We start from the raw sequence: 14703 nt of genomic DNA on the forward strand, positions 1-14703 counted from the left end.
GCCAACCCGGCCCGGCCGACACGCCTCGCGCACCGCCGCGTACGACCGGTGCGGGGGTTACTTCGTGGGCGTGAACGTGGCGAACGCCGTCTCGCGCAGGGTGCGGCACTCGTCGCCGTCCCATTCGTCGATCTTGCAGCTGATCATGATCGAGTACCCGCGCCGCGCATCGACCTTGAAGCCCCGGTTGAGCACCCGGACCCGGACGCCGTTGTGGCTGCGCTCGAACGTCCAGTCGGCGACGGTCGGATAGCCGTTGTACTCGACCTTCTCTATGCCCACGTGCTTGTAGTCGTCGCTGAGGACCTTGGTGCCTGCGACGTCTCCGCGCCAGGCGGCGGCAGCGTCGTCCTTGGGCGAGCTGTTGAAGTCGACCTGGACCCGGGGGAAGCTGCCGCGCTCGGCGTTGTAGATGCCACCGGAGTTGGCCCCCGCGATGGCCGTGCGCTTGAAGTTCCCCGGCATCGCCATCGTGAAGTGGAACCGGCCGTCGGTGACCGTCCGGTACCCGGCGGGCAGCGCGCCCCCCGGGTCCTCGGTCTTCGGGTCGTCGGAGGAACCCTCGCCGTCGGCCGGGTCGCCGGTCTTCGGGTCGTCGCCGGTGGGGTCACCGGCCGGGTCGCCGGAGGCCCGGCCTGCCTCGTTGCCCTGGCCCTCCTTCTGCCCGCCGCCCTGGTTCTCGCCCCGGCCCTCGCCTTCGCCCTCCGAGCCGCCCGCCGAGGCTCCGGCGGTGGCGGCCGTGTCGCCCTTGCCGTCTTCGCCCTTGGCCTTGTCGTCACCTCCGCCCAGGGAGAGCGCGAGGACCGTACCCAGGATGGCCAGCGCCACGGCGGCCGCGATGATCGCCAGCGTGCGGCGCGGCACGACGTCGGTGATCGAGGCGCGGGTGGTGGTCGGGGAGCCCGGGGGACGCTGCGGGGGGATGCCCGCGCCCGGGGAACCCGTCGGCCCGGCCGCGGACTTGAGGCCGGTGGCCACGGAGGCGGGGGCCGTGCCTCCGCGCGGCGAGGCCTTCGCGGTCTTCGCGCCCGGCGTGCCGGGGGGTGCGGCGGGCCGGGGCGGGACGACGGGGGAGCCGGTGGCGGAGGCGGGCGAGCCCGTGGCGGCCACCGCTCCCGCCGCACCCGCCACGGCGGCCGTCGTCGCCTTCGCGCCGCGCACGGAACGCAGGGCTCCGCGCAGCCGGTCACGGGCGCCCTCACCGGACTCGCCCGCCGCAGCGGTCGGCTTGGACAGCTTGGGGGGCTTCGCCGCCTTCGCGTCCTTCGTCGCCCGGTCCGCGTCGGGCCCGGTGCCGGGGACCATCGGCAGGGCCATGACCTGGGTGGAGTCGGCGGCCGGCACCGCCGGGGTGTCGGGAGCGTTGACCACCTTGGTGAGCAGCGCTCGTGCCCCGGCGTCGTCGAGCCGCTGCTCGGGGTCGCGGGCCAGGAGCCCGTAGATGACCTCGGTGAGCGGGCCCGCGTTCTTCGGCGGGTCGAGCGGCTCGGTCATCACGGCCGTCAGCGTGGCGATGGCCGAGCCCTTGTCGTACGGCGGGCAGCCCTCGACGCTCGCGTACAGCAGGCCGCCGAGCGACCACAGGTCGGCGGGCGGTCCGGGCTTGTGGCCACGGGCGCGCTCCGGAGAGATGTACGAGGGGGCGCCGACGAGCATGCCGGTGGAGGTGACCGAGGGGTCACCCTCGACCTGGGCGATACCGAAGTCGGTGAGGACCACCCGGCCGTCCTCGGCGATCAGCACGTTGGACGGCTTCACATCGCGGTGCAGGATGCCCTGGCGGTGGGCCGAGCGCAGCACGTCGAGGATGGCGAGCCCGACCTCGGCGGCCCGCTTCGGCGTCAGCGTGCCGTCCTCGCGGATGACTTCGGCCAGGGACTTGCCCTCGACCAGCTCCATGACGATCCACGGGCGGTCGTCCTCGTCGACCACGTCGTAGACGGTCACCGCGCTGTTGTTGCGGATCCGCGCGATCGCCTTCGCCTCACGCAGGGTGCGCGTGATCAGCCGGCGCTTCTCGTCCTCGTCGATGGCGGAGGGGAACCGCAGCTCCTTCACCGCCACCGTGCGGCCGAGGGTCTCGTCGTCGGCGCGCCAGACCGTGCCCATGCCGCCCCGGCCGAGCACTCCCCCGAGCCGGTAGCGCCCCGCGAGGAGACGACCGTCCTTGTCCCCTTGGGGCTCCCGTGCCTGCTCCGCCTCCGACATGCGTCCCCTCTGCGATCAACCCGCCCTGGCAGAGCGTTCATTGTCCCTCACCCCGGGACCGGTCCTGGTGCCGGGTCCGGGGCCCGTCGCGACACGGTCCGAAGAGGGAATCCCCCACAGCCTCCTACCAACCCGGCCCCCTCGTCCAGCACCGGTCGGGTGGCCACCGCCCCGGAACCGGGCCGTCCGCTCCCAACTGGCCCGGATGCGAAGGGCGGTGGCCTTCGGGGTGAACGCCACGGGGGGCGTCCCGTGAACCGGCACACCCGGAAGGGGCGCCTCCGGCGCCGGACCGGCCTCCCGGGACAGCCCTCAGCTCGGCACGATGTCCGGCGCGCCGAGCCGGGCCGCGTCGGCCGTGAGGTCGTCGGGCTGCCGCTGCGACTCGCGCTCGGCCTCCACCCGCTTCTCGTAGTGCTCGACCTCCCGGTCGATCCGCCCCTCGTCCCAGCCCAGCACCGGGGCCATCAGCTGCGCGCAGAGGCGGGCGCTGCGGGTGCCCCGGTCGAAGGTCTCGATGGAGATGCGGGTGCGCCGGGTCAGCACGTCGTCCAGGTGGCGGGCGCCCTCGTGGGAGGCGGCGTAGACGATCTCGGCACGGAGATAGTCGTCGGCGGCGGGCAGCGGTTCGCCCAGGGTGGGATCGTCGAGGATCAACTCCAGAATTTCCTCGGTCATTGAGCCGTACCGGTTGAGCAGGTGCTCCACCCGGACGACATGCAGCCCGGTCCTGGCGGCGATCCTGGCCCGCGCGTTCCACAGGGCCCTGTAGCCCTCTGCGCCGAGCAGCGGGGTGTCCTCGGTGACGCAGGCGGCCACCCGCTGGTCGAGCCCGTGCACCGCCTCGTCGACCGCGTCCTTGGCCATGACCCGGTACGTCGTGTACTTGCCGCCCGCCACGACGACGAGCCCGGGGACGGGGTGGGCGACCGTGTGCTCGCGGGACAGCTTGCTGGTGGCGTCCGACTCGCCGGCCAGCAGCGGGCGCAGCCCGGCGTAGACGCCTTGCACGTCGTCCCTGGTCAGAGGGGTGTTGAGGACGGAGTTGACGTGCTGGAGGAGATAGTCGATGTCGGCGCTGGAGGCGGCCGGGTGGGCCTTGTCCAGGTCCCAGTCGGTGTCCGTGGTGCCGATGATCCAGTGCCTTCCCCAGGGGATGACGAAGAGGACGGACTTCTCGGTGCGCAGGATGAGGCCGGTGGTGGAGTGGATGCGGTCCTTGGGGACGACCAGGTGGATGCCCTTGGAGGCGCGGACGTGGAACTGGCCGCGCTCGCCGATGAGCCCCTGGGTGTCGTCCGTCCAGACGCCGGTCGCGTTGACGACCTGCCTGGCGCGGACCTCGTACTCCTGGCCTCCCTCGACGTCCTGCACGAGCGCGCCGACGACCCGCTCGCCCTCCCGGAGGAAGCCGGTCACCCGGGCGCGGTTGGCCACCTGCGCCCCGTAGGAGGCGGCGGTGCGGACCAGCTCGGTGACGAAACGGGCGTCGTCCATCTGGGCGTCGTAGTACTGCAGGGCACCGACCAGGGCGTCCTTCCGCAGCGCGGGGGCGACCCGCAGGGCGCGGCGGCGGGAGAGGTGGCGGTGGACGGGCAGGCCCCGGCCATGGCCGGAGGAGACCGACATCGCGTCGTAGAGCGCGACGCCGGAGCCCGCGTAGAACCGCTCCCACCCCTTGTGCTGCAAGGGGTAGAGGAAGGGCACCGGCTTCACCAGGTGCGGGGCGAGCCGCTCCAGGAGGAGCCCGCGCTCCTTCAGCGCCTCGCGGACCAGGGCGAAGTCGAGCATCTCCAGATAGCGCAGCCCCCCGTGGATCAGCTTGCTCGACCGGCTGGATGTGCCCGACGCCCAGTCGCGCGCCTCGACCAGGCCGGTGGAGAGACCTCTGGTGGCGGCGTCCAGGGCCGTGCCGGCGCCGACCACGCCCGCCCCCACGACCAGCACGTCCAGTTCGCGTTCGGCCATGGCGGCGAGCGCGGCGGTGCGCTCCGCGGGTCCCAGTGTCGCTGTCCTCACTGCTGCCTCCCGGTGGATCGGGGTGGTCGGACACGGGAGTGCCACCCGGCCGAGGGGCCGGCCGCCCGTGCCCACTCCTCGATTCTGTCCGCGCTCCCCGACTTCAGCCACCGCCTGTGGACAACACCAGGGCGACAGGCATCACGCAATGCGACATATAGGTCATATTTACGCCTAGTCTGACATAGCGCTGTCCGTAGCGGTTGCGCTTTTCGTACTCCGGTCTTAGGGAAGGCGGCCTTCGACATGCCCGCAGACCTCGCCGTCATCGGACTCGGCCATCTCGGACTGCCCCTGGCGCAGGCCGCCGTGGCCGCCGGGATCGACACCGTCGGCTACGACACCGACCCGCGCCCCTGCGCCGAGCTGCGCGCCGGTCGCACCCCTGCCGAAGGGGCCCTCACCGCGTCCGACGTCCGCCGCATGCTCTCCGGCGGCTTCCGCCCCGCCACCAGCGCCGCCGAGCTGGGCCGGGTCCGTACCGCCGTGATCTGCTCCCCCACCCCCCTCGGCCCCGACCGCACCGTCGACCTCACCGCCCTCCGCGACGCCGCCCGCGCCCTGGCCGCCCGGCTCCGCCCGCACACCACCGTGCTGCTGGAGTCGGCCGTACCGCCCGGCACCACCGAGAACGTGCTGCGCCCCCTGCTGGAGGAGGGCTCCGGGCTCGTCGCCGGGCGCGACTTCCACCTCGCCTGCTCCCCCAGCCGACTCGACCCGGGCAACCGCGACCACACCTACGCCTCCACCCCCAGGGTCATCGGCGGTCTCACCCCCGCCTGCACCGAGTCGGCCGCCGCCTTCTACGGCCGCCTGACCGACAAGGTCGTACGGGCCCGGGGACCGCGCGAGGCCGAGATGACCAAAGTGCTGGAGACCAACTTCCGGCACGTCAACATCGCACTGGTCAACGAGATGGCGGTGGCCTGCCACGACCTGGGCGTCGACCTGTGGGACGTCATCCGGTGCGCCGAGACCAAGCCGTTCGGCTTCCACCCCTTCCGCCCCGGCCCCGGCGTCGGCGGCCACGGCGTCCCGGTGGACCCGGGATCACTCCCGTACAGCGCCCGCACCCCCGGCCACCCGCTGCGGATGGTCTCGCTGGCACAGGAGATCAACGACCGGATGCCCAGCTACGTCATCCAGCGCTGCGCCACCCTGCTGAACGAGCACGGCAAGTCCGTCCGGGGCGCGCGGGTGCTGCTGCTCGGCGTCACCTACAAGCCGGACAGCGCCGACCAGGAGGCCGCCCCCGCCCGCGAGATCGCCGGGCGGCTGATGGACATGGGCGCCCAGATCTGCTTCCACGACCCGCACGTCCTGGACTGGCGGGTGCGCCAACTCCCCGTCCCGCGCGCCGATTCGCTGTACGAGGCGGCCGCCGCGGCCGACCTGACCGTACTGCTCCAGCAGCACCGCACGTACGACCTCCAGGGCCTGGCGGTGAAGGCCCAGCTCCTCCTGGACACCCGGGGCGCCACCCCGGCGGGAGCGGCACACCGACTCTGAACGGTCATACCGTCGCGTGAGATGACTAGTGACCAATTCGGCTGCGTACTGCTACCGTGCGGCGTCACAGAGCGCACACGTGTTCGCGTCAAGTACGTGTCTGCGCATTTCGCCCCAGGGGGAGACCCACCGTGAGCCAGCCTGTGCAGCCGCCGAACCAGCCCCAGCAGCCCTATCCCGGTGGCCCCGTCGAGGGCAACCCGTACGCGGCCGCCCCGACCGGCAACTCCTACGGCCAGCAGCCCCCCGCCGCCCCGACCGGCAACCCCTACGGCCAGCAGCCCCCGGCCGGCGCCCCCACCGGCAACCCCTTCGCCGGACAGCCGGGACAGCCCGGCCCCGACCAGCAGGGGCAGCCCGGACCGTTCGGCGGCGGCGCCCCCTCCGCCCCGGCGCCGCCCGCTCCCCCGGCCCGCAACAACCTGGCCGTCGGCGTGCTGGGCGCGCTCGGCGCGGCGATCGTCGCGGGCGTCCTGTACGGCGTGCTCCTCGGCTCGATCGAGCGCGAGTTCGGTTACGCGGCGGTCGGCGTCGGCTTCCTCGTCGGCTTCGCGGCAGGCAAGCTCGGCGGCGCCAACCCGGTGGTCATGGCCGCGTCCGCCGTCTTCGCGGTCGGCGGCGTCTACTTCGGCCAGCTGATCGGCTACGCCATGGTGATGGCGGACGTCGCCCACGTCCCGTTCTCCGAGGTGTTCTTCGACCACTTCGACGCCGTGACGAGGGTCTGGAAGGAGGAGGCCGACTTCATGCGCTACCTCTTCCTCGCCCTCGGCGCGATCGCCGCGGTCGGTGGGGTCAAGAAGGCGAGCTGACCCAACCCCGTACGACCATGCGGAAGGGCCCGTACCGCCGTCGCGGTACGGGCCCTTCCGCTCAGCTGCGAGCGGTCAGCGGCGGTGCTGGGAGTCCGCCACCGTCACCTCGACGCGCTGGAACTCCTTCAGGTCGCTGTAGCCGGTGGTGGCCATCGCGCGGCGCAGGGCGCCGAAGATGTTCATCGAGCCGTCCGGGGTGTGCGAGGGGCCGGTGAGGACCTCCTCCGTCGTCCCGACCGAGCCGAGGTCGACCAGCTTGCCGCGCGGCACGTCCTCGTGGACGGCCTCCATGCCCCAGTGGCGGCCCCGGCCCGGCGCGTCCGTGGCGCGGGCCAGCGGGGAGCCCATCATCACGGCGTCCGCACCGCAGGCGATGGCCTTGGGCAGGTCGCCGGACCAGCCGACGCCGCCGTCCGCGATGACGTGGACGTACCGGCCGCCGGACTCGTCCATGTAGTCCCGGCGGGCCCCGGCCACGTCCGCGACGGCGGTGGCCATCGGGACCTGGATGCCGAAGACGTTGCGCGTGGTGTGCGCGGCGCCGCCGCCGAAGCCGACGAGGACACCGGCCGCGCCGGTCCGCATCAGGTGCAGGGCGGCGGTGTACGTGGCGCAGCCGCCGACGATGACCGGCACGTCCAGCTCGTAGATGAACTGCTTCAGGTTGAGCGGCTCGGCCGCACCGGAGACGTGCTCGGCGGAGACCGTCGTCCCGCGGATGACGAAGATGTCCACCCCGGCGTCGACGACGGCCTTGGAGAACTGGGCGGTGCGCTGCGGGGAGAGCGCGGCGGCGGTGACGACACCGGAGTCGCGCACCTCCTTGATGCGCTGCCCGATCAGCTCCTCCTGGATGGGGGCGGAGTAGATCTCCTGGAGCCGGCGGGTCGCCGTCTCCACCGGCATCTCCGCGATCTCGTCCAGCAGCGGCTGCGGGTCGGCGTGCCGGGTCCAGAGCCCTTCCAGGTTGAGGACGCCCAGGCCGCCCAGCTCACCGATGCGGATGGCGTGCTGCGGGGAGACCACGGAGTCCATGGGAGCGGCCAGGAACGGCAGCTCGAAGCGGTAGGCGTCGATCTGCCAGGCGATCGAGACCTCCTTCGGGTCCCGGGTGCGGCGGCTCGGTACGACAGCGATGTCGTCGAACGCGTACGCCCTGCGGCCGCGCTTGCCGCGCCCGATCTCGATCTCAGTCACGATGTGTGGCCTTTCCCTCTACGTCTGCGCTGACCAGTATCCCCGACACGCGGCAGGGCGCGCCCGGCGGATCGGAGCCGGTCAGGCCCCGGCGCCTGGTGCGGTGCATCGCAAGGCGCGGGAACCGCCCTCATCGCGGAGCGATTCGGGCGTTTCGGCAACGCCGCGAGGTGCCGCACCAGACGCCGCGGACCCGGCCCTGGTCCGCCGGACACGCCCTGGGGGGCGGTACCGGGAACTCCGGTCCGCCCCCACCTGCGGTGACGCGCTACTTCTTGCTGCTTCTCGCTACTTCTTGCTGTAGTTCGGCGCTTCGACCGTCATCTGGATGTCGTGCGGGTGGCTCTCCTTGAGACCCGCCGAGGTGATCCGGACGAAGCGGCCCTTGCTCTCCATCTCGTCGACGGTCGCGGCGCCGACGTAGCCCATCGTCTGGCGGAGCCCGCCGACGAGCTGGTGGAGGACGTTGGCGAGCGGGCCGCGGTAGGGCACCTGGCCCTCGATGCCCTCGGGGACGAGCTTGTCGTCCGAGGCGACCTCGGCCTGGAAGTAGCGGTCCTTGGAGTACGACCGGCCCTGGCCCCGGGACTGCATGGCGCCCAGCGAACCCATGCCGCGGTACGACTTGAACTGCTTGCCGTTGATGAACATCAGCTCGCCCGGGGACTCCTCGCACCCGGCGAGGAGACTGCCCAGCATGACGCTGTCCGCGCCGGCGGCGAGCGCCTTGCCGATGTCGCCGGAGTACTGGAGGCCGCCGTCACCGATGACCGGGACGCCTGCGGCACGGGCGGCGAGCGCGGCCTCGTAGATCGCGGTGACCTGCGGGACGCCGATCCCGGCGACCACGCGGGTGGTGCAGATCGAGCCGGGTCCGACGCCGACCTTCACCCCGTCGACCCCGGCGTCGATCAGCGCCTGGGCGCCGTCACGGGTGGCGACGTTGCCGCCGATGACGTCGATGGAGACGCTCGACTTGATCTTCGCCATCCAGTCGAGGGCGTTGCTGTTGTGGCCGTGCGAGGTGTCGACGATGAGGAAGTCGACCCCGGCGGCGGCCAGCGCCTGGGCGCGGTCCAGTGCCTCGGGGCTGGCGCCGACGGCCGCGCCGACGAGCAGCCGGCCCTCGGCGTCCTTGGCGGCGTTGGGGTACTGCTCGGCCTTCTTGAAGTCCTTGACCGTGATGAGGCCCTTGAGGATCCCGGCCTCGTCGACCAGCGGCAGCTTCTCGATCTTGTGGCGGCGCAGCAGCTCCATGGCCTCCACGCCGGAGATCCCGACCTTGCCGGTGACGAGCGGCATCGGCGTCATGACCTCGCGCACCTGGCGCGAGCGGTCCGACTCGAAGGCCATGTCCCGGTTGGTCACGATGCCGAGGAGCTTGCCCGAGCCGTCGGTGACCGGCACGCCGCTGATGCGGAACTTGGCGCAGAGCGCGTCCGCCTCGGCGAGGCTGGCGTCGGGGTGCACGGTGATGGGGTCGGTGACCATCCCGGACTCGGACCGCTTGACCAGGTCGACCTGGTTGACCTGGTCCTCGATCGAGAGGTTGCGGTGCAGCACGCCGACGCCGCCCTGGCGGGCCATGGCGATGGCCATCCGGGACTCGGTCACCTTGTCCATGGCGGCCGACAGCATGGGGATGTTCACCCGCACGTTGCGCGAGATGAGCGACGAGGTGTCGACCGCGCTCGGCAGCACCTCGGACGCGCCCGGCAGCAGCAGCACGTCGTCGTATGTCAGCCCGAGCGTCGCGAACTTCTCGGGCACTCCGTCGACGTTTGCAGTCATGACACCTTCCCCAAATGGTCTTGATCGGTGCGGATGTCCATGCTAACGGGCTCCACGGGTGTCTCATTCCACGATCAAGATCACTTGGGCGTTCTGTAGCTTCCTACGGCACGCCCGCACGCTTCCACGGACCGCCCGCGGCCGTCGTCCTACTGCTCGGCCAGCGCCCGCAGCCGACTGAGCGCACGGTGCTGGGCGACCCGGACCGCGCCCGGGGACATTCCGAGCATCCGGCCGGTCTCCTCGGCGGTCAGCCCGACCGCGACCCGCAGGACCAGCAGCTCACGCTGGCTCTCCGGGAGGTTGGCCAGAAGCTTCTTCGCCCAGGCCGCGTCGCTGCTGAGCAGGGCGCGCTCCTCCGGGCCGAGGGAGTCGTCGGGCCGCTCGGGCATCTCGTCGGAAGGGACGGCGGTCGAGCCGGGGTGGCGCATCGCGGCCCGCTGGAGGTCGGCCACCTTGTGGCCGGCGATGGCGAAGACGAAGGCCTCGAAGGGCCTGCCGGTGTCCTTGTAGCGCGGCAGCGCCATCAGCACGGCGACGCAGACCTCCTGCGCGAGGTCCTCCACGAAGTGGCGAGCATCACCGGGCAGCCGGTTCAGCCGGGAGCGGCAGTAGCGCAGGGCGAGGGGGTGGACATGGGCCAGCAGATCATGGGTGGCCTGCGCGTCGCCGTCGACGGCCCGGTGCACGAGGGCACCGATCACCGTGGTCTCGTCGTCGCGCATCGGACCATGGTGCCTCGGTGCCGTACGGTCCGCCGCATCGCGTCCCGAGTTGTGCACCGAAGCGTTATGAGCGGGTGCGCCGGATGTCATGTCCTGCGCCCTCCCCTTCCGCTCGACCGAATCGTCCCTACCGTTCCCGAGGAACTCCACGACTCAAGGATGCGTCATCGGCCGGGAAGCGTCACACGGCGCCGTCGGCTCCACCCGGATTCGCGGTGGACCGCCGCGTCGAGACGCGGGGTGCATCGCCGGTGACCCGTCCCGTCCACCCGTCCGCCGGTCTGCGGACGGGGGCGGTCCGGGCCGGGCGTCAGCGGACCAGCCCCCAGCGGAAACCCAGGGCCACCGCATGGGCGCGGTCCGAGGCCCCGAGCTTCTTGAACAGCCGCCTGGCGTGGGTCTTGACGGTGTCCTCGGAGAGGAACAGCTCACGGCCGATCTCCGCGTTGGAGCGGCCGTGGCTCATGCCTTCGAGCACCTGGATCTCCCGCGCGGTGAGCGTGGGGGCCGCCCCCATCTCGGCGGAGCGGAGCCGGCGCGGGGCGAGCCGCCACGTCGGGTCGGCCAGCGCCTGGGTGACGGTGGCCCGCAGCTCGGCACGGGAGGCGTCCTTGTGCAGATAGCCGCGGGCACCGGCGGCGACCGCGAGCGCGACGCCGTCCAGGTCCTCGGCGACGGTCAGCATGATGATCCGGGCCCCGGGGTCGGCGGAGAGCAGCCGCCGGACCGTCTCCACACCCCCCAGACCGGGCATGCGTACGTCCATCAGGATCAGATCCGAACGGTCGGCCCCCCAGCGGCGGAGGACTTCCTCGCCGTTGGCCGCCGTGGTCACGCGCTCGACACCGGGCACGGTGGCCACCGCGCGACGGAGCGCTTCTCGGGCAAGCGGGGAGTCGTCGCAGACGAGGACGGATGTCATGACCGTCCTCCGCAGCTGATGCGCGTCACCTTGAGCCTCCAGGCTGATACAAGTCGTCACCTGTGCGGTCGACCCCTTCGGACATGTGCCCGAGCCGGTTCTCCGTCAACCGCATCCACCCTCTTAACGATGGTCACTCGAAAGAGTTACGGGTCCGACCTTCGGGTTCGGCACTCTACGTGAGGGCTCGCACACGCAGGAGAACGGCGCGGGTGATTCACCCGTCAACCGAATCTTCACCCCCCGGCTTGCCCTATTTGGCGAGATTTCTTCCTTTTTGAGGGTGTCTGTGGCTAGATTCGCAAACAGTCATATTTACATCTACTAGCACCGCAGATGTACGGTCGAGACTCAGGTCACCGAAGATGACGATCGCCGACCACGGACCGCCGGTGAACCGGCGGTCGAGGATGCCGCTTCCGACGCAGCACGGCTTCGAGGGGACAAGCAATGGCAGATTTCTCCCGCCTTCCCGGACCCAACGCAGACCTGTGGGACTGGCAGCTGCTCGCCGCCTGCCGAGGCGTCGACAGCTCCCTGTTCTTCCATCCCGAAGGTGAGCGCGGCGCCGCCCGCAGCGCTCGCGAGACCTCGGCGAAGGAGGTGTGCATGCGGTGCCCGGTACGCGCCGAGTGCGCCGCCCACGCCCTGGCCGTACGGGAGCCCTACGGGGTGTGGGGCGGCCTGACCGAGGACGAGCGCGAAGAGCTGATGGGCCGGGCCAGGACCCGGCTGATCACCGCGTCGCCCTCGGGCGCCACCACGGCCACCACGGGCTCCCGCCCGACCTGACACCCGGCGGCCCCGACCGATCGCAGAAACGTTTCCCCCGACATCCCGGCACGGCCCCGGTATCCCGGTACGGCCCGGCACCGCCCCCGCGGCGCGTGGCTCCTCAGCGGGCGGCCGCCAGGGACAGCTGCTCCAGGGTGGCCGCCACCGCCGGGACCCGGGCCAGGTCCGGCAGGGTGAGCGCCACGATCTCCCGCTCGATCGCGGGCTCCACCGGGACGGTCCGCGCCCCCTTGGGCCGTACCGACTCCACCGCCAGCTCCGGCAGGACCGCCACCCCGAGCCCGGCCCCCACCAGCCCCATCACCGCCGGGTAGTCGTCGGTGGCGAAGTCGATCCGCGGCGTGAACCCGGACGCCTCGCAGACCTCCACCAGCTGACGGCGGCAGCGCGGGCAGCCCGCGATCCACGACTCGTCCGCCAGCTCACCGATGGTGGTCTGCGCCGCGTCGGCCAGCCGGTGCCCGTCCGGGACCAGGCCGATCAGCCGGTCGGTGAGCAGGGGCCGGACCACCAGGTCGTCCCACTCACCGCCGGAGGCGCCGTACCGGAAGGCCAGCGCGATGTCACAGTCGCCGTCGCGCAGCAGGTCGACCGAGCGCGGCGGCTCGGCCTCCACCAGGGAGACCCGGGTGCCGGGGTGCTCGGCGCGCAGGGCAGCCAGCGCGCCGGGCACCAGGGTGGAACTGCCACTGGGGAAGGAGACGAGCCGGACCCGGCCGGCCCGCAGTCCGGCGATGGCGGCGACCTCCTCCTCGGCCGCGGTCAGCCCGGCCAGGATGCCGGAGGCATGCCGCACCAGTGCCTCGCCGGCCTGGGTGAGGCGCATCTCGCGCCCGGTGCGGATGAGCAGGGTGGTGCCGGCGGAGGCCTCCAGGGCCTTCATCTGCTGGCTCACCGCGGGCTGGGTGCAGCCGAGTTCGCGGGCGGCGGCGGAGAACGAGCCGGTGGCGGCGACGGCACGCAGGACGCGGAGGTGGCGGGCTTCGATCACCCCTCCAACATAAGAGATGCTTGGATGGCGGGCTAACTAATCGCGTACGCCTTTCAGGTTTGAGCCGTTAGCGTGTCTTCCCATGAGATTGCTGAGCGTGAATACGGGCCGTCCCGCCCCGGTCCCGTACGCCGGTGGCCCCGGCGGTCTGAGCGGGATCGACAAGCGGCCCGTCGAAGGGGCCGTACGGGTCAGCGACCCCGGCCCCAAGGGGGCTGGCGGCAGCGGGCTCGCCGGTGACGCGGTCTGCGACCTGCGCCACCACGGAGGCAGCGACCAGGCCGTGTACGCCTTCGCCCGGGAGGACCTGGACGCCTGGCAGCGACTGCTGGGCGGCCGGGAGCTGGCCAACGGGGCGTTCGGCGAGAACCTCACCACCGCCGGGGTCGACGTGAGCGGCGCGCTGATCGGGGAGCGCTGGCGGGTGGGCGACCAGCTGCTCCTGGAGGTCACCTCCGGCCGGATCCCGTGCCGGACGTTCGCCGAGCACATCGCGGAGGAGAGGTGGATCCGGCGGTTCACCGAGGAGGCCGTGACCGGTGCCTATCTCCGGGTGATCGAGCCGGGCACGATCCGGGCCGGGGACCCCGTCGAGATCGTCCACCGCCCGGACCACCAGGTCACCGCCTCCCTGCAGTTCCGGGCCGTCACGACGGAGCGCACCCTGCTGCCCTCCCTGCTGGCCGCCGCCTCGGCCCTGCACCCGGAGGCGCTGCGCAAGGCCCGGGCGTACGTGGCGGCGGCCGGTGGCCAGGAGGTGGGCGCGGGGCACTAACGTGCCGCGTATGACGACTGCACTGATCACGGGCGCGACGGCGGGTATCGGGGCTGCGTTCGCGCGACGGCTCGCGGCCCAGGGGCACAACCTGGTCCTGGTGGCGCGGGACACCGCACGTCTGCGCGAGCAGGCCACCGAACTGCACGACCGGCACGGCATCGAGGCCGAGGTGCTCCGCGCGGACCTGGCCACGGACGGCGGGATCGAAGCGGTCGAGAAGCGGCTCGCGGACCGCACGCACCCGGTCGATCTGCTGGTCAACAACGCCGGGTTCGGCAACAAGGGCCGCTATCTGGAAGTGTCCATGGCCGATGAGCTGACGATGCTGAAGGTGCACTGCGAGGCGGTGCTGCGGCTGACCTCGGCCGCCACCGCGGGCATGAAGGAGCGCGGCCGGGGCGCGGTGGTCAACGTGGCGTCCGTGGCGGCGTTCGTGCCGCGCGGGACGTACGGGGCGTCGAAGGCGTGGGTCGTGCAGTTCACCCAGGGCGCGGCGAAGGACCTGGCCGGTTCGGGGGTGCGGCTGATGGCGCTGTGTCCGGGCTTCGTCCGTACGGAGTTCCACGAGCGGGCCGGGATGGGCACGGACAACATCCCGGGGTGGATGTGGCTGGACGCGGACAAGCTGGTGGCCTCGGCCCTGGCGGACCTGGCCCGGGGCCGGTCGGTGTCGATCCCGGACCCGCGCTACAAGGCGCTGATGGGGCTGGTGAAGGTGACCCCGCGCGGACTGCTGGGCGGAGTCACCTCGCGTACGGGACGCAAGTACGGGCCGCAGTAGCCGCCCGGGTCGCACATCGGCGACGCACCGAGGCCCGGGGGGGGCGGGGGGGGGGGGGGGGGGGGGGGGGGGGGCGGGGGGGGGGGAGGGGGGGGGGGGGGGGGGGGGGGGGGGGGGGGAGGGGGGTTCTGTTGATCCCCCAGTAGGGGGCACAAACGACGGGCCGGTGCTG

Annotated in this window: 12 protein-coding genes; 5 read left to right on the forward strand and 7 right to left on the reverse strand. The window is 72.3% G+C overall.

The genetic code is table 11. From position 1 onward, the window contains the following. Positions 1-57: 57 nt before the first annotated feature. The gene (locus AC0682_RS26165; protein WP_478535476.1) at positions 58-2208 is read right to left on the reverse strand and encodes a serine/threonine-protein kinase; all 2151 of its coding nucleotides are present in this window, start codon (positions 2206-2208) and stop codon (positions 58-60) included. A 312-nt stretch (positions 2209-2520) separates the two neighbouring features. Next, positions 2521-4227, reverse strand: a complete 1707-nt coding sequence (locus AC0682_RS26170; protein ID WP_478535477.1) for a glycerol-3-phosphate dehydrogenase/oxidase — start codon at positions 4225-4227, stop codon at positions 2521-2523. A gap of 246 nt (positions 4228-4473) precedes the next feature. Between AC0682_RS26170 and AC0682_RS26175 the strand changes: the two genes are divergently transcribed. Then, a complete protein-coding gene (locus tag AC0682_RS26175) occupies positions 4474-5736 on the forward strand; it encodes a nucleotide sugar dehydrogenase (protein ID WP_478535479.1) in 1263 nt (420 codons plus the stop codon). Positions 5737-5867: 131 nt separating this feature from the next. Continuing rightward, positions 5868-6548: a hypothetical protein gene (locus tag AC0682_RS26180; RefSeq protein WP_478535481.1), complete on the forward strand. Its 681-nt coding sequence runs from the start codon at positions 5868-5870 to the stop codon at positions 6546-6548. 75 nt (positions 6549-6623) lie between these two features. Here AC0682_RS26180 and AC0682_RS26185 read toward each other — a convergent pair whose 3' ends face one another. The 4 genes from AC0682_RS26185 to AC0682_RS26200 all read right to left on the reverse strand — a co-directional run bounded on the left by AC0682_RS26185 (position 6624) and on the right by AC0682_RS26200 (position 11186). Next, positions 6624-7748 (reverse strand): GuaB3 family IMP dehydrogenase-related protein, encoded by a 1125-nt coding sequence (locus AC0682_RS26185; protein WP_018490868.1) that lies wholly within the window; start codon positions 7746-7748, stop codon positions 6624-6626. Between the two features lie 288 nt (positions 7749-8036). Next, positions 8037-9539, reverse strand: a complete 1503-nt coding sequence (gene guaB / locus AC0682_RS26190; RefSeq protein WP_254811896.1) for an IMP dehydrogenase — start codon at positions 9537-9539, stop codon at positions 8037-8039. A gap of 149 nt (positions 9540-9688) precedes the next feature. Then, positions 9689-10264: a sigma-70 family RNA polymerase sigma factor gene (locus AC0682_RS26195; protein ID WP_006126954.1), complete on the reverse strand. Its 576-nt coding sequence runs from the start codon at positions 10262-10264 to the stop codon at positions 9689-9691. Between the two features lie 310 nt (positions 10265-10574). Continuing rightward, complete coding sequence (locus tag AC0682_RS26200) at positions 10575-11186, reverse strand: response regulator transcription factor (RefSeq protein WP_003948568.1); 612 nt, start codon at positions 11184-11186, stop codon at positions 10575-10577. Between the two features lie 450 nt (positions 11187-11636). Between AC0682_RS26200 and AC0682_RS26205 the strand changes: the two genes are divergently transcribed. Then, a complete protein-coding gene (locus tag AC0682_RS26205) occupies positions 11637-11978 on the forward strand; it encodes a WhiB family transcriptional regulator (RefSeq protein ID WP_254811897.1) in 342 nt (113 codons plus the stop codon). A gap of 103 nt (positions 11979-12081) precedes the next feature. On the opposite strand, the gene AC0682_RS26210 is transcribed toward AC0682_RS26205, so the two are convergent. Continuing rightward, positions 12082-12972, reverse strand: coding sequence for a LysR family transcriptional regulator (locus AC0682_RS26210; RefSeq protein WP_478535483.1), 891 nt, complete (start codon positions 12970-12972; stop codon positions 12082-12084). A gap of 82 nt (positions 12973-13054) precedes the next feature. Here AC0682_RS26210 and AC0682_RS26215 point away from each other — a divergent pair, with 82 nt between their 5' ends. After that, positions 13055-13747 (forward strand): MOSC domain-containing protein, encoded by a 693-nt coding sequence (locus tag AC0682_RS26215; protein WP_478535485.1) that lies wholly within the window; start codon positions 13055-13057, stop codon positions 13745-13747. 10 nt (positions 13748-13757) lie between these two features. Continuing rightward, positions 13758-14531, forward strand: a complete 774-nt coding sequence (locus AC0682_RS26220; RefSeq protein WP_254811899.1) for an SDR family NAD(P)-dependent oxidoreductase — start codon at positions 13758-13760, stop codon at positions 14529-14531. Positions 14532-14703 lie beyond the last annotated feature (172 nt).

This window comes from Streptomyces sp. NPDC043746 (assembly GCF_056436485.1).